This is a genomic window from Pseudoalteromonas shioyasakiensis, from assembly GCF_019134595.1.
Taxonomy (GTDB): Bacteria; Pseudomonadota; Gammaproteobacteria; order Enterobacterales; family Alteromonadaceae; genus Pseudoalteromonas; species Pseudoalteromonas shioyasakiensis_A.
Genome location: NZ_CP077770.1, coordinates 3,117,785 through 3,143,801 on the forward strand (window position 1 = coordinate 3,117,785; position 26,017 = coordinate 3,143,801).

General features: G+C 40.9%; 24 protein-coding genes. 14 read left to right on the forward strand and 10 right to left on the reverse strand.

The window, feature by feature from the left end; all coding sequences use genetic code 11:
- Nucleotides 1-2: 2 nt before the first annotated feature.
- From aceE to ampD, 4 genes are all read right to left on the reverse strand, one after another.
- Nucleotides 3-2,669 carry a pyruvate dehydrogenase (acetyl-transferring), homodimeric type gene (aceE, locus tag KQP93_RS14470; RefSeq protein WP_217874977.1) on the reverse strand — a complete coding sequence of 889 codons (2,667 nt, stop codon included), beginning with the start codon at nucleotides 2,667-2,669 and terminating at the stop codon, nucleotides 3-5.
- 84 nt (nucleotides 2,670-2,753) lie between these two features.
- Nucleotides 2,754-3,503: a pyruvate dehydrogenase complex transcriptional repressor PdhR gene (gene pdhR, locus KQP93_RS14475; RefSeq protein ID WP_036965924.1), complete on the reverse strand. Its 750-nt coding sequence runs from the start codon at nucleotides 3,501-3,503 to the stop codon at nucleotides 2,754-2,756.
- A gap of 528 nt (nucleotides 3,504-4,031) precedes the next feature.
- Complete coding sequence (gene ampE / locus KQP93_RS14480) at nucleotides 4,032-4,883, reverse strand: beta-lactamase regulator AmpE (RefSeq protein WP_217874978.1); 852 nt, start codon at nucleotides 4,881-4,883, stop codon at nucleotides 4,032-4,034.
- 21 nt (nucleotides 4,884-4,904) lie between these two features.
- Nucleotides 4,905-5,447: a 1,6-anhydro-N-acetylmuramyl-L-alanine amidase AmpD gene (ampD, locus tag KQP93_RS14485; RefSeq protein ID WP_217874979.1), complete on the reverse strand. Its 543-nt coding sequence runs from the start codon at nucleotides 5,445-5,447 to the stop codon at nucleotides 4,905-4,907.
- A 187-nt stretch (nucleotides 5,448-5,634) separates the two neighbouring features.
- Here ampD and nadC point away from each other — a divergent pair, with 187 nt between their 5' ends.
- The 7 genes from nadC to yacG all read left to right on the forward strand — a co-directional run bounded on the left by nadC (nucleotide 5,635) and on the right by yacG (nucleotide 13,559).
- Nucleotides 5,635-6,483: a carboxylating nicotinate-nucleotide diphosphorylase gene (gene nadC, locus KQP93_RS14490; protein ID WP_217874980.1), complete on the forward strand. Its 849-nt coding sequence runs from the start codon at nucleotides 5,635-5,637 to the stop codon at nucleotides 6,481-6,483.
- Between the two features lie 495 nt (nucleotides 6,484-6,978).
- A complete protein-coding gene (locus KQP93_RS14495; RefSeq protein WP_217874981.1) occupies nucleotides 6,979-7,437 on the forward strand; it encodes a pilin in 459 nt (152 codons plus the stop codon).
- A gap of 1,099 nt (nucleotides 7,438-8,536) precedes the next feature.
- Nucleotides 8,537-9,760: a type II secretion system F family protein gene (locus KQP93_RS14500; RefSeq protein WP_217874982.1), complete on the forward strand. Its 1,224-nt coding sequence runs from the start codon at nucleotides 8,537-8,539 to the stop codon at nucleotides 9,758-9,760.
- Between the two features lie 123 nt (nucleotides 9,761-9,883).
- Nucleotides 9,884-10,780 carry a prepilin peptidase gene (locus tag KQP93_RS14505; RefSeq protein ID WP_217874983.1) on the forward strand — a complete coding sequence of 299 codons (897 nt, stop codon included), beginning with the start codon at nucleotides 9,884-9,886 and terminating at the stop codon, nucleotides 10,778-10,780.
- A gap of 2 nt (nucleotides 10,781-10,782) precedes the next feature.
- Entirely contained in the window at nucleotides 10,783-11,382 is a 600-nt protein-coding gene (coaE, locus tag KQP93_RS14510; protein WP_217874984.1) for a dephospho-CoA kinase, read from the forward strand.
- 193 nt (nucleotides 11,383-11,575) lie between these two features.
- Complete coding sequence (gene pilB / locus KQP93_RS14515; RefSeq protein ID WP_217874985.1) at nucleotides 11,576-13,252, forward strand: type IV-A pilus assembly ATPase PilB; 1,677 nt, start codon at nucleotides 11,576-11,578, stop codon at nucleotides 13,250-13,252.
- Nucleotides 13,253-13,325: 73 nt separating this feature from the next.
- On the forward strand, nucleotides 13,326-13,559 hold the full coding sequence (gene yacG / locus KQP93_RS14520; protein WP_054562797.1) for a DNA gyrase inhibitor YacG: 234 nt from the start codon (nucleotides 13,326-13,328) through the stop codon (nucleotides 13,557-13,559).
- A 57-nt stretch (nucleotides 13,560-13,616) separates the two neighbouring features.
- Here the strand turns inward: yacG and KQP93_RS14525 are convergent, their stop codons facing one another.
- Nucleotides 13,617-14,144 (reverse strand): Spy/CpxP family protein refolding chaperone, encoded by a 528-nt coding sequence (locus tag KQP93_RS14525; RefSeq protein ID WP_217874986.1) that lies wholly within the window; start codon nucleotides 14,142-14,144, stop codon nucleotides 13,617-13,619.
- Nucleotides 14,145-14,315: 171 nt separating this feature from the next.
- Between KQP93_RS14525 and KQP93_RS14530 the strand changes: the two genes are divergently transcribed.
- Genes KQP93_RS14530 through KQP93_RS14540 form a run of 3 tightly spaced genes read left to right on the forward strand, consistent with a single transcriptional unit; the run spans nucleotide 14,316 to nucleotide 17,334 of the window.
- The gene (locus KQP93_RS14530; RefSeq protein ID WP_217874987.1) at nucleotides 14,316-15,005 is read left to right on the forward strand and encodes a response regulator; all 690 of its coding nucleotides are present in this window, start codon (nucleotides 14,316-14,318) and stop codon (nucleotides 15,003-15,005) included.
- A 1-nt stretch (nucleotide 15,006) separates the two neighbouring features.
- On the forward strand, nucleotides 15,007-16,392 hold the full coding sequence (locus KQP93_RS14535) for an ATP-binding protein (protein ID WP_217874988.1): 1,386 nt from the start codon (nucleotides 15,007-15,009) through the stop codon (nucleotides 16,390-16,392).
- Nucleotides 16,393-17,334 carry an alpha/beta fold hydrolase gene (locus tag KQP93_RS14540; RefSeq protein WP_217874989.1) on the forward strand — a complete coding sequence of 314 codons (942 nt, stop codon included), beginning with the start codon at nucleotides 16,393-16,395 and terminating at the stop codon, nucleotides 17,332-17,334. It abuts the gene before it with no gap.
- Here the strand turns inward: KQP93_RS14540 and KQP93_RS14545 are convergent.
- The gene (locus KQP93_RS14545; RefSeq protein ID WP_082401648.1) at nucleotides 17,313-18,221 is read right to left on the reverse strand and encodes a cation diffusion facilitator family transporter; all 909 of its coding nucleotides are present in this window, start codon (nucleotides 18,219-18,221) and stop codon (nucleotides 17,313-17,315) included. The genes KQP93_RS14540 and KQP93_RS14545 overlap by 22 nt on opposite strands.
- A 101-nt stretch (nucleotides 18,222-18,322) precedes the next feature.
- Here KQP93_RS14545 and trmL point away from each other — a divergent pair, with 101 nt between their 5' ends.
- Nucleotides 18,323-18,787 (forward strand): tRNA (uridine(34)/cytosine(34)/5-carboxymethylaminomethyluridine(34)-2'-O)-methyltransferase TrmL, encoded by a 465-nt coding sequence (gene trmL, locus KQP93_RS14550; protein WP_058586636.1) that lies wholly within the window; start codon nucleotides 18,323-18,325, stop codon nucleotides 18,785-18,787.
- A 103-nt stretch (nucleotides 18,788-18,890) separates the two neighbouring features.
- On the forward strand, nucleotides 18,891-20,774 hold the full coding sequence (locus KQP93_RS14555) for a putative bifunctional diguanylate cyclase/phosphodiesterase (RefSeq protein WP_217874990.1): 1,884 nt from the start codon (nucleotides 18,891-18,893) through the stop codon (nucleotides 20,772-20,774).
- Nucleotides 20,775-20,848: 74 nt separating this feature from the next.
- On the opposite strand, the gene gpsA is transcribed toward KQP93_RS14555, so the two are convergent.
- From gpsA to KQP93_RS14575, 4 genes are read right to left on the reverse strand one after another with little or no spacing between them, the layout of a single operon-like run.
- Entirely contained in the window at nucleotides 20,849-21,856 is a 1,008-nt protein-coding gene (gene gpsA, locus KQP93_RS14560) for an NAD(P)H-dependent glycerol-3-phosphate dehydrogenase (RefSeq protein WP_055022087.1), read from the reverse strand.
- Nucleotides 21,857-21,859: 3 nt separating this feature from the next.
- Nucleotides 21,860-22,345 (reverse strand): protein-export chaperone SecB, encoded by a 486-nt coding sequence (secB, locus tag KQP93_RS14565; RefSeq protein WP_054550974.1) that lies wholly within the window; start codon nucleotides 22,343-22,345, stop codon nucleotides 21,860-21,862.
- A 41-nt stretch (nucleotides 22,346-22,386) separates the two neighbouring features.
- Nucleotides 22,387-22,644: a glutaredoxin 3 gene (gene grxC / locus KQP93_RS14570; protein WP_054550973.1), complete on the reverse strand. Its 258-nt coding sequence runs from the start codon at nucleotides 22,642-22,644 to the stop codon at nucleotides 22,387-22,389.
- 30 nt (nucleotides 22,645-22,674) lie between these two features.
- The gene (locus KQP93_RS14575; protein ID WP_054562817.1) at nucleotides 22,675-23,106 is read right to left on the reverse strand and encodes a rhodanese-like domain-containing protein; all 432 of its coding nucleotides are present in this window, start codon (nucleotides 23,104-23,106) and stop codon (nucleotides 22,675-22,677) included.
- A 192-nt stretch (nucleotides 23,107-23,298) separates the two neighbouring features.
- Between KQP93_RS14575 and gpmM the strand changes: the two genes are divergently transcribed.
- Nucleotides 23,299-24,843, forward strand: coding sequence for a 2,3-bisphosphoglycerate-independent phosphoglycerate mutase (gene gpmM, locus KQP93_RS14580; protein WP_217874991.1), 1,545 nt, complete (start codon nucleotides 23,299-23,301; stop codon nucleotides 24,841-24,843).
- Nucleotides 24,844-24,846: 3 nt separating this feature from the next.
- Nucleotides 24,847-25,986 carry a murein hydrolase activator EnvC family protein gene (locus tag KQP93_RS14585; RefSeq protein WP_217874992.1) on the forward strand — a complete coding sequence of 380 codons (1,140 nt, stop codon included), beginning with the start codon at nucleotides 24,847-24,849 and terminating at the stop codon, nucleotides 25,984-25,986.
- Nucleotides 25,987-26,017: the final 31 nt, after the last annotated feature.

Consider the following 26,017-nt stretch of genomic DNA (forward strand, 5'->3'; position numbering starts at 1 on the left):
TCTTATGCGTATAGCGGGTTAACTTTGTTTGTGTCGATGTCGAATTTCTTGATTGCTTCAACAACCACTGACTTCTCAACTTCACCACGTTTAGCAAGCTCAGATAGTGTTGCAACCACAACATAACCAGCATTCACTTCGAAGTGACGACGTAAGTTTTCACGGCTATCAGAACGACCGTAACCATCAGTACCTAACACTTTGTAGTTGCTGCTTGGTACGAATGAACGAACTTGTTCTGCGTAGTTCTTCATGTAGTCTGTTGCTGCAACAGTCACGGCATCTGTTAATGCGTTCGTGATATAAGCAGTCTTTTGCTCTGCTTCAGGGTTAAGCATGTTGAAACGCTCAGCATCTTGACCGTCACGAGTTAACTCGTTGAATGATGTTACAGAGAATACATCTGAACCAATACCATACTCTTCGCTCAGGATTTGTGCCGCTTTACGCACTTCAATCATGATAGTACCTGAACCTAGTAACTGTACTTTCGCTTTATCGCCAGCCACTGTTTCAAGCTTGTAGATACCTTTACGAATACCTTCTTCAGCGCCTTCAGGCATTGCTGGTTGATGGTAGTTTTCGTTCATTAGCGTTAGGTAATAGAACACGTTTTCTTGGTCTTCACCGTACATGCGACGGATACCGTCTTGCATGATTACCGCTACTTCGTATGCAAATGTAGGGTCATAAGAAATACAGTTAGGAACCGTGTTAGCAAGAATGTGGCTGTGACCATCTTCGTGCTGTAAACCTTCACCGTTTAGTGTAGTACGACCTGCCGTAGCACCTAGTAAGAAACCACGTGCTTGTTGGTCACCGGCCATCCACGCCATATCACCTACACGTTGGAAACCAAACATTGAGTAGTAGATGTAGAATGGGATCATTGGTAAATCGTTAGTGCTGTATGATGTTGCAGCAGCAACCCATGATGACATTGCACCTAACTCGTTGATACCTTCTTGTAGTACCTGACCTGATGTTGCTTCTTTATAGTAAGAAACGATGTCGCGGTCTTGCGGAGTGTAGTTTTGGCCATGCGGGTTATAAATACCGATTTGACGGAATAAACCTTCCATACCAAATGTACGCGCTTCATCAGCGATGATAGGAACGATGTTTTTACCAATGCCTTTGTCTTTTAGTAACACATTAAGTGCACGTACAAAGCCCATTGTTGTAGAGATGTCACGTTTTTGCTCTTCAAGTATTGGCTTAAACGCGTCAACTTCTGGCAATGTTAAGCTTTCAGAAAACTTAGGAATACGCTTAGGTGTGTAACCTTGAAGCGCTTCACGACGAGCGTGAAGATACTTGTACTCTTCAGAGCCTTCTTCAAGAGTAAGATATGGTAAGTCTTTAATTTCTTCATCAGAAACTAAATCTTGTAGACCTAAACGTGAACGTAAGTGCTCAACATGAGTCATGTCCATTTTCTTAACTTGGTGCGCGATGTTTTTACCTTCAGCCGCTTCACCCATGCCGTAACCTTTTACAGTTTTAGCTAGGATAACAGTTGGACGGTCTTTGGTTTCTTCCGCTTTTTTGAATGCAGCGTATAGTTTTGAAGGCTCATGACCACCACGCTTAAGTGCGAAGATTTCTTCATCAGTCATATCAGCAACAAGTGCTGCTGTTTCTGGGTAACGACCGAAGAAGTGCTCACGAACATATGCACCGTCTTTTGCTTTATATGTTTGGTAATCACCGTCAATAGTTTCGTTCATTAACTGCAGTAATTTACCTGATGTATCTTTAGCAAGTAGGATATCCCAACCACTACCCCATACAACTTTAATCACGTTCCAGCCTGCACCTTTGAATAGGCCTTCAAGCTCTTGAATGATCTTACCGTTACCCATTACTGGGCCATCTAAACGCTGTAAGTTACAGTTGATTAGGTAACATAGGTTATCCAGCTTCTCACGCGCAGCGAATGAGATTGCACCACGTGATTCTGGTTCATCCATTTCACCATCGCCTAAGAAAGCGTATACACGTTGGTTTTTAGTGTCTTTTAAGCCACGACCATCTAGGTATTTTAAGAAACGAGCTTGGTAGATTGAGGCAATTGGACCAAGACCCATAGATACCGTAGGGAACTGCCAGAATTCAGGCATTAACTTAGGGTGTGGGTATGAAGGAAGACCTTTACCATCAACTTCTTGACGGAAGTTATCAAGCTGCTCAGCTGTTAAACGACCTTCAACAAATGCACGTGCATAGATACCTGGAGAAATGTGACCTTGGTAATAAACTAAATCACCACCATCTACATCGTTTGGTGCTTTGAAGAAGTGGTTAAAACATACTTCATAGAATGCAGCTGAAGACTGGTAAGAAGCCATATGGCCGCCTAAGTCTAGATCTTTTTTCGACGCGCGTAATACGATCATGATCGCATTCCAACGAATGATTGAACGGATACGACGTTCAATGTTTACGTCACCTGGGTAAGCAGGTTCTTGATCTACCGGAATGGTATTAACGTAGTTAGTGGTTGTGCCAGTAGGCATATCAACACCGTCTAAACGGGCTTGCTCTAACACTTGCTCAAGTAAGAATTGAGCACGTTCAACACCTTCTTCACGCACAACAGACTCAAGGGCTTGTAACCACTCTTGTGTTTCTAGCGCGTCTACGTCAATTTTATTGACTTCAGACATATGGAGGTTTCCTTATGTTTAAAATACTAATTATTTTAATAAATCTTAAATTAAGTAGTTAACTAAACTTAGCTAATCACTTGCTTAATGTTGTTTGGTGCGTCTTAAACTACGTTCAATCCGCGAATGCTCTTTGCCAGCCTCTAGTAAGGCTTCTTCGATAAAGGCTAAGTGAGCATTACTAGCAAGACGAGCTTGCTCTGGGTTTCCTTCAATAACCGCATCCATCAACAGTCGTCTATGTTCTGCGAGCTGCTGGCTGATCTGTGGTTTTTTTAACAGTACAGTTAAATTCTGTAATACATTTTGCTCTAGCAAGGCCTGCATACCACGAACTAAATGTAGCAGTACAACGTTATGAGACGCTTCTGCCACACTAAAATGGAATGCATTAATTGCTTTTGCTTTTTGCACAATGTCGTCATTAACGAGCGCAATGTTGTCAAAGCTTTGTTTTACTTTTTTGAAGTCATTCGTAGTGCCGCGCATAGCTGCATAATATGCTGCGATTCCTTCAAGGGCATGACGAAATTCGAGTAAATCAAATTGTGACTCTGGATGCTTACTAATCAAATCAAAAAGCGGATCAGTGAGCCCCTCTTCAAGCTGATTTTTTACGAACGTTCCACCACCTTGGCGACGCGTTACTAACCCCTTAGCTTCTAGCTTTTGAATCGCCTCACGCAGCGAAGGTCGCGATACTTCAAATTGTTTCGCTAATTCACGTTCAGGAGGCAGCTTTTCGCCTGGCGCCAACGAACCCTCAAGAATCATATTCTCAAGTTGTTGTAAAATTACATCAGATAATTTTGCTGCTTTAATCTTTAAAGACATTTATTAACGTCCGCATTGTTATGCGCTAACCCCATAAATATCGGGTATTTAGCCTTGTGCCTTGACCAAAAAGGTAAATTGGTCATACCAAATTTGTCGCATACGTTATCAAAAACCCGTATTTCTGTCAATTTCACTACGTTCAGCGCCTAGTTACACCCTAACGTAATTCGTCTAAAGATTAAACAGTATGGATTAAAGTGGCTTTTTCTGAAGGAAAAAACAATAAAAAATAAATGGTCAGACCAGATTGATAGACAAAGCTATTAGAGGCCAGATTTAAGATGTTAGATGAATTGAGTAGCTTCGTAGCAGCGGGTTCCCCACCGTGTCGTTGAGTCGAGTGCTGGAAACAATTAGAAGTAGGATGCACTTCAGTACTGAAAAATTAAAACTCAATCGAAGTGCATTAACAAAGCAATTCATGACTAAAGTCATTCCTACAAGCTTTACTCTTGAAACTTGCTAACTCAAACACATTCCCGGCTAAAGCCAGTCCTACCTCTCGTAACACGCTAACTTTAAACGCTACGCCAAGCCACCAAACAGGGTTAATGCTGCGATGATCACTAAAAAGAACAATACATTTCTTTTGACAAGCTTCATCATGCAAGTGGCTTCGTAAGTGCAGCCAAAATGTTGCTGCTCGATTTGCTCAGCGGCAAGTGCGGTTTGTGTAACCACTTTTCGGTTACTCACTGAAAAATCGAGCACATATTTCAGCCAACAACTGGTACCTTTATTAAAGTTACCAATCACTAAATAACCAAAGCTTGCAACCCGTGCTGGTAACCAATCGAGCCAAAACAGTAAGCTATGGATCAGTTTAAAACGTTTAGCGTAAGCCACTTTATGGTCGTCTCTGGCTTTATCAGCAAAGTTTCGAACTAGCGCATAAAGAACCGCGCCAGGTACACCTAAGACCACAAACCAAAAAATAACTGCACAGTAAAAGCGAAAATTTAGCCAAGCTAAAGTTTGACCAAAAGTCTCACCTTGAGGATCATCTTCTGTCTTCTTTTGACCCATTTGTAATGCATATAAGGTCGCCGCTTCTTGGTCGTTGCGGGTTAACGCATTTAAGTAAGACTTATATAGAGCACGTTGCTTAGCACAGCCAAAACAAACCAGCAGCACAGCAACATTCACAGCCAACTGCCAAATAATAAAATCAGAGAGTTGATAAACTAAACCTGCGGCAACGACAGGCAGCATTAACCAAATTAAAAAACCAGTTGGTGAATTAAATAAGCCTTTTTCTGAGAGTTGTTTTTGCGAGTGCTTAAGATAGGTATTGGCATAAAAACCGATTTGCCAATAATTAGCGCGAGCCCCTAAGCGCTCAATCACTAAAGCAATAATTATTGAAATTAAGATCATGCTTTTACCTATATCCTTTAACTAAAACACTAAATCAAAATAGTATTGCCAATCAAAACTCGCACCAGGGTCAGTTTTTCTGCCCGGTGCAATATCACAGTGGCCTACAATGCGTGAACGGTTTATCTCAGGGTACTTTGCCATCAACGCCTTAGTCACTAAGTGTAATGCATTATACTGGGCTTGGGTATACGCTTGCGTATCTGTACCTTCAAGCTCAATGCCCACGCTAAAGTCATTACAGCGCTCTCTGCCTTCAAACGTTGAGATACCGGCGTGCCAAGCGCGTTTTTCAAAAGGCACGTACTGAATAACTTCACCGGTACGACGAATAAAGCAATGCGCAGAGACTCTTAAGCCTTTTAAATCTGCAAAGCTTTCGTGTGCCGTACAATCAATTGCCCCCATAAATAAATCATCAACATAAGGCGTGGCGAACTGCCCTGCTGGCAATGAAATATTATGAATAACAAGTAATGACACCTCGCCCTCAGGACGCTCATCGTAATGTGTACAGGGTCTTTGTAACACATTGTTTAGTTGACCCAATTCATTTATATGCATATTAAAAACTAACGATGACAATAAAGTTAAATAGTGTAAAGGGTTAAAATCTCAGGGTCTAGTTGCTTTGATTCAATCACTTAAAGTAAGAGTAAGGGTACTTGACTGTGGTCGATCTTTGTCTTCTATTAAGGGGTTAAACATAGTAAAATTTCGCCAATTTATTAATAAACAATGAGCTTTCGACATGTCAGTCCCTCACACTTTAATTAGCCAACTGGTAAAACTCGCCCTTGATGAAGATTTAGATTACCAAAGCGCAAATGACGGTGATATTACCGCGCAACTAATTCCAGAAAATGAGCTAGCCAATGCCAAAGTAATTACCCGTGAAGACTGTGTATTTTGTGGTAAAGACATTATTTTAGAAGTATTTAAGCAAGTTGACCCTACAGTAAACGTTGAAGTACTCGTAAATGACGGCGACAAAGTAGCTGCAAATAGTACACTCTTTACAGCATCAGGCTCAGCTCGCGCAATTTTAACCGCAGAGCGCACTGCCCTTAACTTTGTACAAACACTCTCTGGTACAGCAACAACAACCGCTCATTATGTAAAAGAGCTCGAAGGCACGACTACGCAGCTACTCGACACACGTAAAACAATTCCAGGTTTACGTGCGCTGCAAAAATACGCTGTAAAATGTGGTGGTGGTGCTAATCATCGCATAGGCCTTTTTGATGCATTCCTAATTAAAGAAAACCACATTGCTGCCTGCGGTGGTATTGATAAAGCCGTTGCTCAAGCAAAAATCAACCACCCTACAAAACCTGTTGAAGTAGAAGTAGAGTCACTTGATGAGCTTGAACAAGCGATCACAGCGGGTGCTGATATCATAATGCTCGATAACTTTACAGTAGAGCAAATTCAACAAGCAGTTGTGCTTACAGATAAGCGAGCAAAGCTTGAAGTTTCTGGCAACATGACACTTGAAACCTTAAAAGCCTATTCACAGGCCGGTGTTGACTTTATTTCAAGTGGCGCACTTACAAAAAATTTACAATCAATCGATCTTTCAATGCGATTTAACGCCTAACCCCCTCCCCTTACGTATTTAATGCTTTACCTAATTCGTTGACAAGAAAATAAAAAAAGCATTAAATACGTTAAAAACCTGAGAAGATAACAAAAAATCAATATCTTTTTAGCGCTTTTGACTATTTTGTATACCCACATCCTGAACCTACTCAAGATTGCAATCAATTCAATAAGTTCCTGAGCGGGTGCGGTGTTTATAAATAGTACAACTATGTAGAACTAAGCTTATTTTACATCAAACAAAGGTAGGAAAGTTCTGAAAAATTACTTTATTAACAGGAAAATGGCTTCCAAAAACGCTTAATAATGCTAAAGTAATTTTATGAACTCTGAACATAGTACGTTCTAGTAAAACTTTATTAATAATCAAGCTTTACTCAAACTAACTTTAAGTAAAATTGTAAGATTTATCCTGTAAATTAAGCCTTGATTTTACAACGCTGAAGTTACAGCTAAACTTACTAAATCATCATATCCTTTAGGAGAGGAACAAATGACACAACAAAAGCAACAGGGTTTCACCCTAATTGAATTAATGATTGTAGTTGCAATCATCGGTATTTTGGCAGCAGTAGCACTGCCTGCTTATCAAGATTACACAGCCAGAGCGAAGGGCACAGAACTAATGCTAGCAGCAAGTACAGCAAGAACTTGTGCATCAGAAAAGGCTCAAGTTGGTCAATCTCCTGATGACTGTGATACAGGTTTTGTTGCAACTAAGTATGTTAGTGGCACTACAGTATCTGCTGCTGGTGTAATCGAAGCAACAGGACAAGATGACATGGCAGGCCTTAAGATTATTCTAACGCCAAAAAATGGTGCAAATGATGCTACTGCTGCAAACTTTACAACTGGATTCACTATTTCTGAGTGGGTATGTACTGGCTCAGTTTCAGGTTCTGCGAAAGCTAGTTGGTTACCAAGTTCTTGTACCGTTCCTGCTACGCCTTAATTTTACTTTAGGATACAGTAAGAGGTTTTAACCTCTTACTTCCCTCAATGACAGTTACTCAAAAAAGTTGTTTAATATCCCCTGTAACCGATTTCATGTTCATTGGAGGGCTCTCTTTAATAGTCTATTCTCTAGTTTTTTTTTCAAATACTTCCCTCATCGATTTTGATTATGTTTTTCTTATGTGGGTACTCAGTTTCTTTGTAAATGGTCCACACTTTATAATGAGTTATAAGATTTTTTATTTTGAGTTTAAAAACAACATATTCAAGTCATTTCCATTTTTCTTTGTTGGAAATTTAGTACCAGCATTCTTAATGCTAACTATTTTCTTGGGTTTGCGTAATAATAACAAATATGTCTTCGTATTTCTTTTATATCTAATGTTTTTTACCGTTGGCTGGCATTATATAAAACAATCCTTTGGTTGTTTTCTGATATATTCCCGCTTACGTGGCTCTAATTTCACAAAACAACAAATCAATTTAATTAAGGTATCACTTTACGCCTTATGGCTAAGTTCTTTTTTTAATATATTCACCTCAGATAGCATAAAATCTTATTGGGGCTTACAATATAAAACTTATGGATTTTTATCACAAATTTCTCAACAGTTAAGTTTGATTACGTTAATGTGTGCCGCTCCAATTATTGTAACTTTAATACTATTCTACGCTAGAGAGAAAAATAGACTGTCTATTACATCCCTTACCCCTCTTGTGTGCGTCTTCATTTGGCTGTCTCCTGCTTTAAAAAATGAAGTTTTCTTTTATATGATTCCTTTTTTCCACTCTTTGCAATACATTTTATTTACATACGCATATAATAAAAATAAAAAACAAGAGAAAAGAGTAAGCTTTTTGAATTTTTTTTGGTCAGTCCCATTTGTAGTTTCAGCCCTAATTTTTTATATAATCCCTACTGAATTAGACTCAATGATAAAATTCGGTGAAATATCGAATCACACTTTTTTGATATCTGTAATATTTTTTATAAATATACACCATTACTTTTTAGATAGTAGAATGTGGAGAAGGGAAAATAATCAGGTAGTTAAATATCTTTTTCATACAAATATGATGTCCACTGGTAAGAATCAATGAAAGAAAAAAACTCAAAAGAACTGGACACTTTCCAATGGGTTGGCTTAAGTGCGCGAGGAAAAAAATTAGAAGGTGAACTATCTGGTGAAAGCATTGCTCTTGTAAAAGCTCAACTTAGAAAGCAAGGTATTACGCCTTCTAAAGTAAAGCGTAAACCGAAACCATTATTTGGAACAAGAGTACAGAAGATAACAGCAAAAGACATTGCTCTAATAACCCGTCAGATCGCAACTATGCTCGTTGCAGGTGTTCCTTTAATACAAACAATAGAAATGATTGCTTCTGGCGCAAAGAATAAAAGTGTCACCAAATTAATGGAAGGAATTGGCGATGAAGTAAAAGCTGGTGTGCCACTTTCTCAAGCTCTTCGCAAACATCCACGACACTTCGATGATTTATATTGCGATCTGGTAGCCTCTGGCGAGCAATCAGGCGCCCTCGATAAAATATTTGACCGAGTAGCACTTTATAAAGAAAAGGCTGAGGCATTAAAGTCAAAAATCAAAAAAGCCATGTTTTACCCCGTTGCGGTGTTAGTGGTTGCTTTAATCGTTACGTCAATTCTGCTTATATTCGTGGTACCGCAATTCCAAGATATTTTTAATGGTTTTGGTGCTGAATTACCTGCATTTACCCTTATGGTGATTGGTATTTCTGAGTTTATGCAGGAATATTGGTGGATGATACTTATTGCTGTTGTCGCTACAGGTTATGTTTACAAAGAAGCACTACTTAAAAGTAAAAAACTCAGAGATGCAAATGATAGAGCTATATTAAAACTGCCTGTTATTGGTATGATTTTAAATAAAGCGGCGGTTGCACGTTATGCTCGCACGCTTTCAACTACCTTTGCTGCCGGTGTGCCCTTAGTTGATGCGCTTGATTCAGCTGCTGGTGCCTCCGGGAATGCGGTTTATCGTTATGCTATTTTAGAAATAAAAGCCGAGGTAAGTTCGGGTAACTTAATGAACTGGGCGATGAAAAACGCTAAAATCTTCCCTGATATGGTGGTGCAAATGGTGGCCATAGGTGAAGAGTCTGGTTCACTTGATGGTATGCTTGCTAAAGTGGCAACGATATATGAACAAGAAGTTGATGATGCCGTAGATGGTTTATCGAGCTTACTTGAGCCACTGATTATGGCTGTATTAGGTGTGCTTGTTGGTGGTTTAATTGTTGCTATGTACTTGCCTATATTCCAATTAGGTTCGGTGATTTAACACATAGCTGTAAGCAAAACTCTAAAAGCTGATTGATTACTTGCTTCATAAAATAAATAATAAGAATAGTTCAATACAGCGAAGTAAAATCGGCCTCTAAATGGCCAGATGTTAGGTATTTTAATGGAAAACTTTTTTCTTGATATAACCACTACGATGCAAAGTCAGCAGTGGTTTTATTTTTTGACTGTAGGCTTAGTAGGCCTGTGTATTGGTAGCTTTTTAAATGTGGTGATTTACCGTTTACCACTGATGATGAAAAGAGAATGGCAAACTGAGTGCCGTATTGTATTGGCCGATGAGCTCAACTCAAAACAGCAAACAGAACAAGCTCCCTTTAATTTAGTAAAACCTAATTCGACCTGCCCTAAATGCAAAGCACCGATTAAAGCTTGGCAAAATATCCCTGTCTTAAGTTGGCTATTGCTAAAAGGTCGCTGTGCAAATTGTCAAACACCGATTTCTGTGCGCTACCCTATTGTTGAAATGCTTACTGCGGTTCTAAGTTTAGTTGTCGCCGTTGTTTTTGGCCCGACAAAGCTAGCTCTTCTATATATATTGATTACTTGGTTTTTAGTTGCATTAACCTTTATCGATGTAGATCAGATGTTATTGCCTGACCAGCTCACCCTGCCACTCGTTTGGTTAGCGCTGATTGCTGCCACTATGGATATTACCATTGCACCGAGCGATGCCATTATCGGCGCAGCAGTTGGCTACCTAAGCTTATGGAGTGTCTATTGGTTGTTTAAGCTTGCTACAGGTAAAGAAGGCATGGGTTATGGCGACTTTAAACTGTTAGCCGTGTTTGGTGCGCTACTTGGCTGGCAAGATATTTTAACTATCGTGCTGTTATCAAGTGTCGTAGGTGCCATAATCGGCATAGCGCAAATCATTATTCAAGGTAAAGACAAAACCACGCCAATCCCATTTGGGCCTTACCTTGCCATCGCAGGATGGGTCACCTTACTTTGGGGTGAGCAAATTAAAAGTTATTACTTTAACTATTTAGGTTACTAATTATGGCAAACTGGGTTTTAGGGCTAACCGGTGGTATTGGCTCAGGAAAAAGTGCAGTAAGCGCCATGTTTGAAGAGCTTGGTATTCAAGTGGTTGATGCCGACATAGTTGCCAGAGAAGTCGTTGAGCCTGGCTCTGTCGGCCTTACAAAAATTACAGCACATTTTGGTGATGAAATACTCACGAATAACGGCACGCTTGATCGCGCAAAACTAAGAGCAATTATCTTTGCCAATGAATCACAAAAGCAATGGCTAAATAACTTATTGCATCCACTTATTCGAGAATCAATGCTGAGCCAATTAAAGCAAGCCACCAGCAATTATGTCATCTTAGTTGCTCCCTTACTTTTTGAAAATGGCTTAGAAAAATACTGCAACCATACCTTGCTAATTGATGTTCCGGTTGATGTACAAATTACAAGAACTACAGCCCGTGATAATGTCTCTGTAGAATTAGCTAAGCAAATTATCGCTTCTCAAATGAGCAGAGCTGATAAACAACAAAAAGCAGGAGATATTTTAGATAATAACCGCCCTCTTGAAGAAGTAAAAACGGATGTGCAAAAACTGCATGAAAAGTATCTAATACACTCTCACTAGGCTATTGATTTTATTTATAGATTCTTATTCAATAGAAGCCCCCCGAAACCAATACAAAAGTACCAACTCGAACTCTAAACAACTGAGTTTTAGGTTAATTTTTTTGCAATTTTTCTAAAATCAGACAAGACTGATGTAATAGCCTTACTTTTTCTGTTAGATTGTGGCAATAAAGGATCAATCTAGGTGCGCAATGAATATAAACTCACCGCTACTTCGAAAATTTATTACACTCGGTCGCATTGATGCAGAGACCGTAAAATCAAAGCAGCGCGAATATAACTCTACTGCAGAGCTTATTTCTAAAACATGTGGAATGGCTGGCCATGAGCTCGCAGAGCAATGTACAGACCTTTTTCGTGTGCCTTATTTTGACATCAAAGACTTTGACGTTGCGAACATTAGCGAAGAACTAGTTAAAGACAAACTAATTCGTGAGCACCACATTCTACCTCTAGTTAAAAAAGGTCGTAAGCTCTACATTGCAGCCTCAGATCCAACCGACTACGGTGCCTTTGAAAACTTTGAATTTAGTACCGGCCTTTCATGCGAAGTGGTCGTTGTTGATTACACGCAACTTGAAAACAAAATCGAGCAATTACTTGATGCCGCAGGAGGCCTAAACTTAAGTGAAGATGAGTTTAAAGAACTTGGTGAGCTTGAAACAGAAGCCCCTCGCGATTTAACTAGCAAAGATGAAGATAAAGACGATGCCCCTATTATCGTTTACATCAATAAAATTTTGATGGACGCAATTAAAAAAGGCGCATCGGATCTACACTTTGAGCCTTATGAACACCGCTACCGCGTTCGTTTTCGTATCGATGGTATTTTGCATGAAATGGCAAGTCCGCCAAATACCTTAGCGAGCCGTTTATCCGCGCGTATCAAGGTTATGTCACGACTAGATATAGCAGAAAAACGTAAACCTCAAGACGGCCGTATAAAGCTTAAAATCACTGAACGTAAAAGTATCGACTTCCGTGTCAGTACATTGCCTACTCTTTGGGGCGAGAAAATCGTTATGCGTATTCTCGACTCATCAAGTGCCATGCTGGGTATCGATGTGCTTGGTTATGAGCCTGAGCAGAAAAAACTCTACATGGACGCACTTGAGCAACCACAAGGTATGATCTTAGTAACTGGTCCAACGGGCTCTGGTAAAACGGTATCACTTTATACAGGTTTGAATATTCTTAACCAGCCAGAGCGCAATATCAGTACTGCCGAGGATCCGGTAGAGATCAACCTTGAAGGGATTAACCAAGTACAAATTAATCCAAAGGCAGACATGACCTTTGCCAATGCATTAAAGGCTTTCTTACGACAAGATCCCGATGTAGTAATGGTTGGTGAGATCCGTGACCTTGAAACCGCTGAAATAGCAATTAAAGCGGCGCAAACTGGTCACTTAGTATTATCAACTCTGCATACAAACTCTGCGCCTGAGACCCTTACTCGTCTTTTAAATATGGGTGTTCCTGCTTATAACGTTGCAAGTTCAATCAGCCTTATTATTGCGCAGCGTCTAGCAAGACGACTTTGCCCTAAGTGTAAAACACCAGAAAAACTGCCTGATGAAGAGTTAATTCGCCAAGGTTTTGATAAAGACAAGCTCAATGAAGTTCAGTTATTCGCTCCAAAAGGCTGCGACAGCTGTACTGAAGGGTATAAAGGTCGAGTTGGTATTTACGAGGTAATGCAAATTACCCCTGAAATAGCGCAAATTATTATGCGTGGTGGTAACTCACTCGAAATCGCTGAAGTATCTCTGCGCTCAGGCTTTAATGATCTGCGTTTATCAGGCCTGAAAAAAGCCGCCGACGGTGTTACCTCTCTAGCAGAAATAAACCGAGTAACGAGTTTCTAAACAAATTCGTTACTGGATTATCAGTTTACTGTTCAGTAAGATCTGACAAAAGTGCTTATTTGAGAGTTATTCCATGCCAACAGTTGTAAACTGCCCAACATGCAAAGCCAAAGTTGAATGGTCAGAGCAAAGCCCGCATCGTCCATTTTGCTCAAAACGCTGCCAGCTAATTGATTTAGGCGAGTGGTCGTTTGAGAACAATAAAATTTCTAGCCCAATTAGCAATGCTAATGATTTGAGCCAAGATATGATTGAAGATATCGAAGCAATGCTGGCTAAGAACGATGATTCATTCTTTAAAGAATAAAGCGTCAAATACAAAAAATGCGGCATTTGCCGCATTTTTTAATATAACCTATCACTTTTAACCTTCAGAACGCTCAGCTTTGCGTTCGCCTCGATGACCATGGTGGCCCTTCTTGTGACCTTTTTTACGCAGGTGTTTTTTAATCTCTTGATAGCTTTCGCGCTGTTCATCATTTAAAACCTGCCAAATCGCATGGTCAGATTTCATTTTTAGCATTGCAAACTGCTGACCTTTTTCTTGGCGCGCATTAATCAGCTCTAATGCGGCATTTTCGTCAAATGCTTTTGTTGCTAATAACGCATCCATTTTCTCTTTGTGTGCAGCACGAGCGGCTTTCATTGCATCTTTATCGCCACGCAGTGCTTCAAATTGTGTTTTCTGCTCGGCAAAAATCGCTTTAAGTTGCGTTTGCTGCTCTTCGGTAAGTTGTAATTTATCAATACCACGCTCAGAAAGTAAAAAACGAGCCTGTGGGTTCATACCACGGTTAAAGTCTCCTTTCGCCATTGCTGATGTAGCACCTACACTGGCTGCTGCTAAACCACAAACAAGTACGAATTTAGAAAGCTTATTTGAAATAGTCATAATCATTACCTTTTGTTGGGTTGTGCTCTGTTGTCGTTTCCGACTGATGGGTTAACTATAACTAATTCAATGCAAAGGAACGCAAACCAGTGTAAAGGTTGTGTAAAGATTCACTTTTGCACAATTTACTGAGTAAAATAACCTTAAAGAAATAAATAGCTAGGTGTCAGAATGAAACTATTAATGATCGACGACGATACAGGATTGTGCGAATTACTCAGCGAGTACTTATCAGCACAAGGTTTTACGGTAGAGTGTGTTCATGATGGCGCTGAAGGCCTAAAGCAAGCTATTAAGCATAACTACGAGCTTATATTGCTTGATGTGATGCTACCATCTATGGATGGCTTTGAGGTGCTAAAACAATTAAGGCAACACAAGCTCACACCGGTGATCATGTTAACCGCGAAAGGCGAAGATTTTGATCGTATCTTTGGTTTAGAGCTAGGCGCAGATGATTATATTCCTAAGCCATTTAACCACAGAGAGCTACTAGCTCGCGTTAAAGCAATTACCCGTCGCATCGAACATATCAATAGCTTATCGAGCCAACAAGCCAGCTCATTGAGTGTTAACAGCATCAATGTTAATTTCGCAACTCGTGAGGCTTCTGTTAATGACAATGTACTCAGCCTAACCGGCACTGAGTATGAGATTCTTGCCATGCTAGTGCAACATGCTGGTGAAGTGATCAGCAAAGAGCAAATAAGTGAGCAAGTATTAGGTAGACGCCTTGCTCCTTTTGACCGTTCGATCGATATGCATGTGAGTAATATCCGTAAAAAGATAGCAGAGCACGTTAGTAACGAACGGATCAAAACCATGCGTGGCAGTGGTTATGTATTAATACAAGGCGAATAATATGCAAACTCCAAGCTGGCTAAAGCATCCCCGCCATTATTTGTTTTTAAAAATATTTGCTTGGTTTTGGGTTACTGTCATAGCGACTATCACAATACTGGTGTTTTTAAGCCAGTTAACGAGCAATGTCGGCAATGACGACCTGCGTGGACCCATGCTGAAAAATCTTGAGTACACTGCTAAAAGTATTGAGCGTATTGTTGCTAAGCACGGTAAACCAACTCAAGAGGTTTTATCTCATCCGCGCTTATCAAAGCATAAATTACTGTACTTAAACGGTGAGGTTCATGGTGTTGAAATGCTTAGCGAACCTGTATCCAAAGACATTGATTTAAGCTTGCTGAACTTTACCAAATATATGCGTCCGCAAATTATTTTTACCGATGAATACCAAGCTTATGGACCGGTAGCTTTGAATGTGCCTGAAGGTAAGTTTTATCTTTATGAAATCGATGAAAAACGCAAGAAACCGTTTTTTGTCAGCCTATGGCTAATGCCTGTTTGGCTTAAACTACTGATAGCTTTAGTTGCATCCTTGATGCTGAGTTTCTTCTTTAGCCGTAACTTAATTGCACCTATTAATAGCTTAAAAGAAACCGCAAAAAAGCTTGCTCATGGCGATTTAACTGCCCGTGCCGATGTATCTCCTACTCGTCAAGATGAGTTAGGTGTACTTGGTCGTGACTTTAATACCATGGCGGTGCAACTTGAGCAGCTTATTAGCGCTCAAAAACGACTGCTAGCAGATATTTCTCATGAACTACGCTCACCATTAACGCGTTTAAAAATGGCCACAGGCCTTGCACAAATGCAAGCCGATGATGCTCAACACGCTTATTTAGAGCGTATTGAAAAAGAGGCCAATCAGCTCGATAAAATGATTGCCGATGTACTTCAAGTTTCACGCTTAGAAGCCAAAAGCCAGACTCTGGCGTTGAGTACACAATCCTTACAAGTGATTGTAGATCATGTACTCAACGATGCTCAATTTGAGGCCAAGCAAAGTAATAAAGAGCTTATTGTAAATGGTACACTAACAGCCGATTTAAAATGCGATGAAACCTTAATAGCCAGCGCGCTTGAGAATGTACTTCGCAATGCCATTAAATACGCAGAACATTCAATCTCAATAGGCTTAGTTGAATCAGATGCTATCTACATCACTATTTGTGATGACGGTAAAGGGGTTGATGAAGCAAACCTAGCAAGGCTGTGTGAACCCTTCTTTCGCCAAGAGCATGCTCGTGATAGAAGCACAGGTGGCACGGGCTTAGGTCTTGCTATTGCAAAGAATGCTATCTCAGCACATGATGGTACACTAACACTTAAAAACCAAGAACATGGCGGACTGTGCGTAAACATCCGCCTACCTTATAAGAGTGAGTAAATGTTTTATAGTAGCGAAGCAAGTCTTGTTAATAACCTACCTAATATTAATCAGTTTTTTTCTGAGCAATTACAGCAAGACTTTCTGAGCACCGCTCATGGCAAGCTTTATTACGGCTATGCAATTCCTCAACAAGCAAAAACGGCCATCGTTATCAGTACTGGACGTATAGAGTCTTTGATTAAGTACAAAGAGTTGCTTTGGGAGCTATATCAAAATGGCTTTGCAGTTTTTAGTGTTGATCACCAGGGGCAAGGTCGCTCTTATCGTCATTTAAAAAACACTCATAAGGGTTATGTAAACCGCTTTACTGACTACGCAGATGACTTTGCTGTATTTATAGAAAAAGTGGTGCATCAACACTGGCAAGGAAAGCAGGTTTTGCTTGGTCACTCTATGGGCAGTGCCATTGCCTATGATTACCTATCGCGCTATCAGCATCAATTTGCGGGTGCTTTTTTATCAGCGCCGATGTTTGATATCTATACCAAAGGCACGCCAAAGCCTGTAGCAAAACTGGCTGCTAAAATTGCATCCTTACTTGGTCTTGGCCGCAGTTACGCATTTGGCCAACGCGATTATTTACCAGTCGACTTTGCAGCTAATGAACTAACCAGTAGTGAAATTCGATATAAACTGTTCAGAGAGCTTTATGCAGCAGAAGGTGATTTACAACTAGGTGGTGTAACCTATGGCTGGCTCAATGCGTCGTTTGATTTTATTGCCTCATTAGTCGATAAAAAAGTCAATATTCCTTTGTTTATCGCAAGCGCCGAGCAAGATACTGTGGTCGATAACGCTGCGCAATTTGCACTTACCCATAGGCAAAAGCAAGCACAACTAAAAAGCTACGCGGGCGCTCGCCACGAACTATTGTGTGAACGCGACGAGATCAGACAAACAATACTCAGCGATTTTTATCAATTTTGTGCTGAGCTTTGACGTGTTTTGTTAACCACAGAAAGTGGGTCTAGGTGCATCAAAATATCCATTTCACAATCAAAATGCGTTTGAATTAACGCCTCTACTTCATCAGCAACTTGATGGGCTCTTATCAATGATAATGAGTCTTCCAGCTCTAAATGCATCTGAATAAACTTAATTTTACCACCTTGGCGGGTGCGAATATCATGGGCGCCAAATACGTCTTGATGGCTATTCACAATGGCTAGTATTTGTTGTTTTTCTTCATCTGGGAGCTCTTTATCCATTAAGTGATCAGCACTTTCGCGAGCAATATCCCAGCTGTTATAAAGTAAATAAACAGCCACCCCAATAGCAAACAATGGATCGGCATAAGCGACACCGTACTTCGCTAACACAATTGCCAGTAGTACGGCCAAATTTAAGATTAAATCGCCTTTATAATGAATCGAGTCTGCTTTAATGGCGATTGATTCGGTGTGATTTATCACCTTAGTTTGCACAAATACCACCACGAGCGTACAAACAATAGCGAAAATACTGACCCAAATACCAAGATCTGAATGTTTTAAAGTAACAGGATTAAATAAGCGCTCAATGCCATGAAACGCTAAGAAGCAACCTGATCCAGCTATAAAAGCAGCTTGTGCAAGCCCGGCTAATGCTTCGGCTTTACCGTGACCAAAGCGATGGTCGTCATCAGCAGGGCGTAGTGCATAACCTAGCACTAAAAAACTCATCAATGATGCGGTGATATCCATTAACGAATCGGTCAATGAACCCAGCATTGACGCCGAGCCAGATGCAAGCCATGCCCAGCTTTTTGCCGCGATCATCAGACTCACCATAACAATGGTGACTATACTGGCTGTTTTAACCCAAAACTCATAACTACGATGCTGCACAACAACTTACCTTTAGTGAGTAACTGTGTTGAGTATATCATCTTTTAATTCTAGTTCGTGTATACTCAGCAGCAGATCAAATCCTTATAAATGAGATTCACATGCTTGATATTGTGTTGTACCAACCAGAAATTCCACCAAACACGGGTAATATCATTCGCTTATGCGCAAACACAGGTTATGCGTTACACCTAATTGAACCCCTTGGTTTTGAGTGGGATGATAAACGCGTAAAACGTGCAGGTCTTGATTATCATGAGTTTAGTCATGTACAGCGCCATGCCTCGTTTGAAGCATATCTAGAAAAATGCCAACCGAAAAAAGTCTATGCTTGCACCACTAAGGGCAGCCAATTTCATCATCAAGCACAATACCAACCCGGCGATTGTTTAGTGTTTGGCCCTGAAACACGTGGCTTACCTGATGATCTAATTCAGTCGTTGCCTAAAGAGCAACGTGTACGTATTCCAATGCAAAAAGACAGCCGTAGTATGAACTTATCTAACTCAGTTGCTGTATTTGTTTATGAATCTTGGCGTCAGCTGGGTTTTGTGAACGGTCAATAACTCATTGAAAAAGCGCTTGTAATAAATATTCACTAATTGTTTAGCACGACCATTTTTTATGGACTAACCTAAATAGGTGAGTTTGTTCCTAAAGATGGATTTAATGCGCTTTTTTGCCCGAGTATGCAGTATCATTTTGCTGATGCAGCACTTTTCTAGTGCTGCTTCTGCTGCTGTGTCTAATCCCTCTAACTCACAAGCCCCCAATACGACTCCCCTATTACTACTAATCTTTCTAGCGATTGTCATCCTCATTGGTGCGGTTATCTATTATCAAAGAAACCAAAAGATGACGCTGATGGATGCTCTACTTTCCCAGTCTAAAGATGGTATTTGGGTCACCGATGAACAGTTTAGGATCATAGAAATTAATAACGCATTTAGTGAAATATCGGGTTATAAAAAAGCCGATGTACTTGGTAAAAAATTCAAAGCATTAACGCAAGCTGGTCGTGATACACAACTCGAAGAAATCATCCAACAAGAGCTGAGTAATGATGGTTATTGGTCTGGCGAAATTTGGAATTTACGCAAAGATGGGCAACCCTACGCCATTGATTTGTGTATTACAAAAGTGACCACACCACGCTTTGCAAAAAGCTCTGTACGTTACGTTGGTATGTTTTCTGATGTAACTGCTCGTAAGAATAACGAGCGAACTATGCTCAAGCTCACTACCAAAGACAGTGTCACAGGCTTATCAAACCGTGCCATTTTTATAGAGTCCCTTGAAAAAGCAATCAATGCTTGTAACGACACTTACCCTAGCCTACTAATCATCTTTATCGACATAGATAATTTCAAAAAGATTAACGACTCGCTCGGTCACACAATTGGCGATGTACTGCTAAAAGAAGTGGCCTGTCGTTTAACTGACTCACTAAATTCAGGCTTTACTATTGCAAGGCTCGGTGCAGATGAATTTGCGGTACTCGTGCCGCCCTATCTTTATTCAGGTCAAACCGTATTCTTTGCTAAAAAAACCGCAGACATCATCCTTCAGCAGTTTAAAACCCCATTTATGTTAGATGGTTTTGAGACCTCGCTATCGGCCTGCTGTGGTCTTGCTATCTATCCAGACAACGCCTACAACTGTGAATACTTAATGCGCAGCGCAAATAGTGCTTTGAATCATGCAAAAAAAATGGGCCGTAATACGTATCAATTTTTTGATAAAGAGCGCCATACTCTCGACCCAACCGAGTTAACCAAAGAGAGCGCTTTATTTAAAGCCATTACCAACAATGAGTTTGAGCTTTATTTTCAGCCTAAGTTTGATGCCCAGCATAATCAGTTATACGGCTTTGAAGCATTAGTTCGCTGGCCTCAAGAAGATGGCAGTGTTATTAACCCCGATGAGTTCATTCCGCTTGCCGAACAAAATGGTGCCATTATTCCGCTCACCCAATTACTGATGGAGCAGCTGCTTAATCAACTGGCCCAGTGGCGAAAACAAAACATTTCATTTGGTAATGTCGCTATTAATATTTCAGCCTTACACTTTCAGCAAAGTAGCCTTATTGAAACACTCATCGACAACTTAGCTAAATTTGACGTACCGGCACATTGCTTAGAACTCGAGATCACAGAAAGCGCCATGATGGATAACCCTGAATTTGCAGAGCAGCAAATGAAACGTATTAAATCGATTGGTGTCCATATCGCGCTGGATGACTTTGGCACGGGTCATTCATCACTCAGTTACTTAAAGCGTTTTCCAATCGATACACTCAAAATCGACAAGTCATTCGTAAAAGATATCGATAAAAACGACCAAGATCGTAATATCACCGCCACCATAGTGCGGCTAGCTAAGTATTTGGACATAAATGTGGTTGCTGAAGGAGTAGAAACTGAAGAGCAAGCTTACATGCTGCATATTATGGGCTGTCATTTTCAACAAGGTTACTATTACTGCAAGCCATTAAAAGCCAACCAAGTCAGCGAGTTTATTAATGACACGCTAGAAAAACAGCAATCTAGCTAGTGGTTGCAACGGTACATCAAATAAAAAACGCGATTAATAAATCGCGTTTTTTATTTAACAGTGCACAATCTAAATTATTCAGATTTTTGCTCACGGCCAAGTAGTGCCATCGCAGCTTCTTTTACATCTTTATTTTCATAAAGTACTTGGTAAATTTGCTCCGTTATTGGCATTTCAATACCTGTGCGCTCAGCAAGTAAATACACTTCTTTGGTATTTCTATAGCCTTCAACAACCTGACCAATAGATTCAATTGCAGCTTCTACGCCTTCCCCCTTGCCAAGAGCAAGACCAAAGCGACGGTTACGAGATTGGTTATCTGTACAGGTTAAGATCAAGTCACCAAGGCCAGCCATACCCATAAAGGTATCTGAACGGGCACCTAATGCACACCCTAAACGGCAAAGCTCAGCTAAACCGCGAGTGATTAAGGCAGTACGTGCGTTGGCACCAAAGCCAAAACCATCAGACATACCTGCGCCAATCGCAATCACATTTTTAACTGCGCCACCAAGCTGTATACCAATGAAGTCATCATTGTTATAAACCCTAAATGAGCGGCCACAGTGTAAAAGGTCAGCTAATTGCTTAGCGAAGTCTTTCGAGGTCGACGACACCGAAATAGCGGTTGGTAAGCCCATTGCCATTTCTTTTGCAAAAGTAGGCCCTGAAAGCACAGCCAGAGGAACATCATCGCCTAGCTCTTGTACCGCTACTTCTTGCAGTAAACGCCCTGTATTTGGCTCTAAACCTTTGGTAGCCCATGCAACTTCAGCACCTTCTGACAACCAAGGTTTGATTTTTTGCAGCGTGCCAGCAAAAGCATGACTCGGCACAACAACCAAAATGATCTTGCTTGCTTTAACTGCCGTTTCTAAATCGGCTTCTAGTTGGAGGGTTTCAGGAAAGCTAACATCTGGAACATAACGTTGATTCTTTCGCTCAGCTGCAAGCGTAGCAACGTCATCGCTATTGCGGCCCCATAAGGTCACTGGGTGGCCATTTCTGGCAAAGCAAATAGCAAGGGCGGTGCCATAAGACCCCGCCCCTAATACTGTAACAGCTGATTGTGCTGTACTCATAGCTTATGCGTCTGCAGTTGCCTGTTGATCTTGAGCTGCACGTTGTTGCATGTATTGAGCAAATAGTGCGTCAAAGTTAACTGGCGCTAAGTTTAATTGTGGGAAAGTACCACGGTTAACTAGGTTTGATACTGCTTCACGTGCGTAAGGGAAAAGTACGTTCGGGCAGAAAGCACCTAACATGTGTGCAAGTTGAACTTCTTCAACTTCACCAATTGTGAAAATACCCGCTTGTTGGATTTCACATAGGAATGCTGTTTCTTCACCGATTGAAGCCGTTACTGTTAAAGCAAGAACAACTTCAAACACACCTTCTTCTAATTTGTTAGAACGAGTATCTAAGTCAAGCTTAACTTCAGGAGTCCACTCTTTTTGGAAAATAGCAGGTGAGTTAGGCGTCTCAAAAGAAACATCTTTAGTGTAGATGCGTTGGATTGAGAATTGAGCGCCGGCTTGTTCTGCTGCTGCGTTTTGATTTTCTTCGTTCATTGTAATTCCTAACTTGTATTCGTTTTTATATTTAAAATTTATTAAGCGTTAAGCTTTGCGTCTAAAAGGCCTTGCGCTTCAATTGCCATCATGTCGTCACAACCGCCGATATGTTCATCATTAATGAAAATTTGCGGAACTGTGTAACCACCATTTGCTTTGTCGATCATTTCATCACGACGCTCAGGGTGAACACCAATATCGATATTCGTGTAGTCTACACCTTTACTGTCTAATAACGCCAAAGCACGTTGGCAGAATGGACAGTATGCTTTTGTGTAAAGAACAACATTACTCATAATAATTCCTCTATCGGGCAGTGAGCCTTATTAACGACCGGTCGTTGTAGGTAAGCTAGCTGATTGCCAAGCGCCCATACCGCCCGCTAATACATAAACACGCTCAAAACCTGCTTTATGCATTGCAGTTGCGATACCTGAGGCAGTCATGCCCGTGGTACATACTAGTATAATGGGTTTAGTCTTAAACTTTTCAAGGCTTGAAAAATCAGATTGCTTTGCTTTTTCCGGATTTAAGTGAGTTGCGCCTGCAATACGGCCAGAGTTAAACTCTTTTTGTGCACGTATATCAATCACTTGACCATCATCACGGTTAATTAGCAAGGTAAGTTGCTGTGGGTTGATTTGACGGATAGCCGAAAATTTACTTTTAAACCAACTGCTGATCAGCATAGCGACTAATGCTAACCAGATAATGCTCAAAACCGGATGATTTGAGATAAATTCAATATATTGATCCATGCGTTTTCCACTAAGAAATTTAGATACCACAGCGCATAGCCATGGGTTAATTAAAATTTGCCACGCAAGTATACGTGCTTGAATTGAAAATGCTAGGGCGTGAAATATTTTAATATGACATATTGATAGCTGATCAAAACCATAAAACACGGTATGCTAGTGATATATAAGTGCCAATCTTCAGGAGCTATAATGACAGAGCATAAAAAACCATTGGTATTAATGATCTTAGACGGTTGGGGATACCGTGAAGACACAGAAAGTAACGCCATACTTGCTGCTAATACCCCAGTACTCGACAACCTTTGGGCAACCCGCCCACATACATTAATTTCAGGTTCGGGACTTGATGTTGGTTTACCTGCAGGACAAATGGGTAACTCTGAAGTAGGCCACGTAAATTTAGGTGCTGGCCGTATCGTTTATCAAGACTTTACTCGCATCACAAAAGCCATTGATGATGGTGAGTTCGATAGCAACCCAGCGCTTGTTGATAATATCGACAAAGCTGTAAATGCAGGCAAAGCCGTGCATATTATGGGGCTTTTAAGCCCAGGTGGTGTTCATAGTCATGAAGACCACATTTTGGCAACGATTGAACTTGCTGCTAAGCGCGGTGCAAAAGAAGTTTACTTCCACGGTTTCTTAGACGGCCGTGACACACCGCCACGTAGTGCAAAAGCATCAATTGAGCGCATCGAAGCCTTATTTGCAGAGCTTGGCTGTGGCCGCTTAGCAACGCTTGTTGGTCGTTACTATGCAATGGACCGCGATAACCGTTGGAATCGTGTCGAGCTTGCATATGATGTTATGGTTAGTGGCATTGCTGAATACAGCTACACTGACGGTGTAACCGCACTAGAAGCGGCTTATGCACGTGACGAGAACGACGAGTTCGTAGCAGCAACAACTGTTGTGCCAGAAGGCCAAGCAGCTGCTGAGATCAATGACGGCGACACTGTTATCTTTGCTAACTTCAGAGCAGACCGAGCACGTGAAATGACTCGTGCCTTTGTTGATGCTGACTTCAGTGGTTTTGATAAGAAAAAATCACCACAGTTAAGCGCTTTTGTGATGATGACAGAGTACGCAGCAGACATTAAAGCGCCGATTGCGTTTGCCCCAGAGCCTTTAACAAATGTATTAGGCGAATGGTTAGAGAAGCAAGGTAAAACACAGCTACGTATTTCTGAAACAGAAAAATACGCACACGTGACCTTTTTCTTCAGCGGTGGTCGTGAAGATGAATTTGTTGGTGAGACTCGCGAACTAATTCCATCACCACAAGTTGCAACATACGATCTGCAACCAGAAATGAACTCTGAAATGCTGACCGATAAATTGGTTGAAGCAATCGCTAGCGGTAAATACGATGCTATCATCTGTAACTACCCTAACGGAGACATGGTAGGTCACTCTGGCGTATTCGAAGCAGCAGTGAAAGCATGTGAAGCAGTTGATCATTGTATTGGTCGTGTAGTTGCAGCACTTGAAGAACATGGTGGTGAAGCGCTTATTACAGCCGATCATGGTAATGCTGAACAAATGGCTAACCCAGCAACGGGCCAAGCACATACCGCACACACCAGTGAGCCAGTGCCATTTATCTATGTTGGCCGTAATGCAACACCACATGATGGTAAAACATTGAGTGACGTGGCTCCAACTATGCTTCACCTACTCGGCTTAGAGCAGCCAAGTGAAATGACTGGTAAACCAATCATGACGCTGAAATAAGCTATGAGTAAATGTATTAACCACTTCCTTAAAACTGGTTTAATACTGACTTCATTAGTAGCAACTTCGGTTGTTGCTAATGAAGATCAAACCAAAAAAGACTTATCAGACATTCAATCAGCTTTACAAAAAACAGAGGCTGAGCTTAAAGGTCAACGCAAGTCCATTGCCCAAATGCGTAAAGATCTGCGCGCCCATGAACTCGACATAGCTCAAAATGCCAAAGCATTAAACCTTGCCGCCCAATCTGTTAAAGAAAATGAGCAACAACAGCGAGAACAACAAGCTAAAGCCGAGCAACTTAAAGCCCAGCAAGCAGAGCGCCAAACCTTATTAGCCGCACAACTAAAAAGCGCCTACATGGCGGGTAGCCATGACTACTCAAAAATGTTGCTTAACCAACAAGATACAGCCAAAATTGAGCGCACACTAAGTTATTATAATTATTTAAATAAAGCACGTATTGAGCAAATTGAAGAGCTCAAAGCACTACAGCAAGAAATTGCAGACAACCAAGCTGAGCTTGAAAAAACCAAACAACGTCTAGTTGCCTTATATGATGAGCAAAAAAGACGCCAGCAAGCTCTGGTCAATGCACAACAAGAGCGTAAAACTAACCTCAATAAACTCCAGTCAGCGTTAAAAGAAACTAAAAGCTCTATTGATTACTTAAAAGAAAATGAGCAAACCCTGATCACCGCTATTGAAGAGCTTGAACAAGAGCGAAGTGAAAAGGTTGAATTACTAGGCTTACAAAGTAGTAAGGGCAAACTCGACTGGCCAACCAAAGGGGCATTACGCCACCGCTTTGGGCAGCGCAAGCACGGCAACATAGATTGGAAAGGCGTACTTATCAGCGCTAAAGAAGGCAGTAATGTTAAAAGCGTACAGAACGGCCAAGTTGTTTACGCAGACTGGCTAAATGGCTTTGGCTGGGTTATCGCTATTGATCATGGCGATGGCTTTATGAGCTTATATGGTCACGCTCAAACTCTACTTCGCGATGTTGGCGACCTTGTTAGAGAAGGCGAAACAATTGCATTAGTCGGTCAAAGCGGCGGACAACCGGATCCTGGTCTATACTTTGAAATACGCCACAAAGGACGCGCAGTAAATCCTGTAAAATGGTGCAGACGCATTTAATTGATTAAATAGCTGCACTCTATGAGGAGCA

Excerpts from the sequence above, each read along its gene's own strand:
- aceE (WP_217874977.1), bottom strand. The coding sequence starts at position 2,669 with ATGTCTGAAGTCAATAAAATTGACGTAGACGCGCTAGAAACACAAGAG.
- pdhR (WP_036965924.1), bottom strand. The coding sequence starts at position 3,503 with ATGTCTTTAAAGATTAAAGCAGCAAAATTATCTGATGTAATTTTACAA.
- ampE (WP_217874978.1), bottom strand. The coding sequence starts at position 4,883 with ATGATCTTAATTTCAATAATTATTGCTTTAGTGATTGAGCGCTTAGGG.
- ampD (WP_217874979.1), bottom strand. The coding sequence starts at position 5,447 with ATGCATATAAATGAATTGGGTCAACTAAACAATGTGTTACAAAGACCC.
- nadC (WP_217874980.1), top strand. The coding sequence starts at position 5,635 with ATGTCAGTCCCTCACACTTTAATTAGCCAACTGGTAAAACTCGCCCTT.
- KQP93_RS14495 (WP_217874981.1), top strand. The coding sequence starts at position 6,979 with ATGACACAACAAAAGCAACAGGGTTTCACCCTAATTGAATTAATGATT.
- KQP93_RS14500 (WP_217874982.1), top strand. The coding sequence starts at position 8,537 with ATGAAAGAAAAAAACTCAAAAGAACTGGACACTTTCCAATGGGTTGGC.
- KQP93_RS14505 (WP_217874983.1), top strand. The coding sequence starts at position 9,884 with ATGGAAAACTTTTTTCTTGATATAACCACTACGATGCAAAGTCAGCAG.
- coaE (WP_217874984.1), top strand. The coding sequence starts at position 10,783 with ATGGCAAACTGGGTTTTAGGGCTAACCGGTGGTATTGGCTCAGGAAAA.
- pilB (WP_217874985.1), top strand. The coding sequence starts at position 11,576 with ATGAATATAAACTCACCGCTACTTCGAAAATTTATTACACTCGGTCGC.
- yacG (WP_054562797.1), top strand. The coding sequence starts at position 13,326 with ATGCCAACAGTTGTAAACTGCCCAACATGCAAAGCCAAAGTTGAATGG.
- KQP93_RS14525 (WP_217874986.1), bottom strand. The coding sequence starts at position 14,144 with ATGACTATTTCAAATAAGCTTTCTAAATTCGTACTTGTTTGTGGTTTA.
- KQP93_RS14530 (WP_217874987.1), top strand. The coding sequence starts at position 14,316 with ATGAAACTATTAATGATCGACGACGATACAGGATTGTGCGAATTACTC.
- KQP93_RS14535 (WP_217874988.1), top strand. The coding sequence starts at position 15,007 with ATGCAAACTCCAAGCTGGCTAAAGCATCCCCGCCATTATTTGTTTTTA.
- KQP93_RS14540 (WP_217874989.1), top strand. The coding sequence starts at position 16,393 with ATGTTTTATAGTAGCGAAGCAAGTCTTGTTAATAACCTACCTAATATT.
- trmL (WP_058586636.1), top strand. The coding sequence starts at position 18,323 with ATGCTTGATATTGTGTTGTACCAACCAGAAATTCCACCAAACACGGGT.
- KQP93_RS14555 (WP_217874990.1), top strand. The coding sequence starts at position 18,891 with ATGCGCTTTTTTGCCCGAGTATGCAGTATCATTTTGCTGATGCAGCAC.
- gpsA (WP_055022087.1), bottom strand. The coding sequence starts at position 21,856 with ATGAGTACAGCACAATCAGCTGTTACAGTATTAGGGGCGGGGTCTTAT.
- secB (WP_054550974.1), bottom strand. The coding sequence starts at position 22,345 with ATGAACGAAGAAAATCAAAACGCAGCAGCAGAACAAGCCGGCGCTCAA.
- grxC (WP_054550973.1), bottom strand. The coding sequence starts at position 22,644 with ATGAGTAATGTTGTTCTTTACACAAAAGCATACTGTCCATTCTGCCAA.
- KQP93_RS14575 (WP_054562817.1), bottom strand. The coding sequence starts at position 23,106 with ATGGATCAATATATTGAATTTATCTCAAATCATCCGGTTTTGAGCATT.
- gpmM (WP_217874991.1), top strand. The coding sequence starts at position 23,299 with ATGACAGAGCATAAAAAACCATTGGTATTAATGATCTTAGACGGTTGG.
- KQP93_RS14585 (WP_217874992.1), top strand. The coding sequence starts at position 24,847 with ATGAGTAAATGTATTAACCACTTCCTTAAAACTGGTTTAATACTGACT.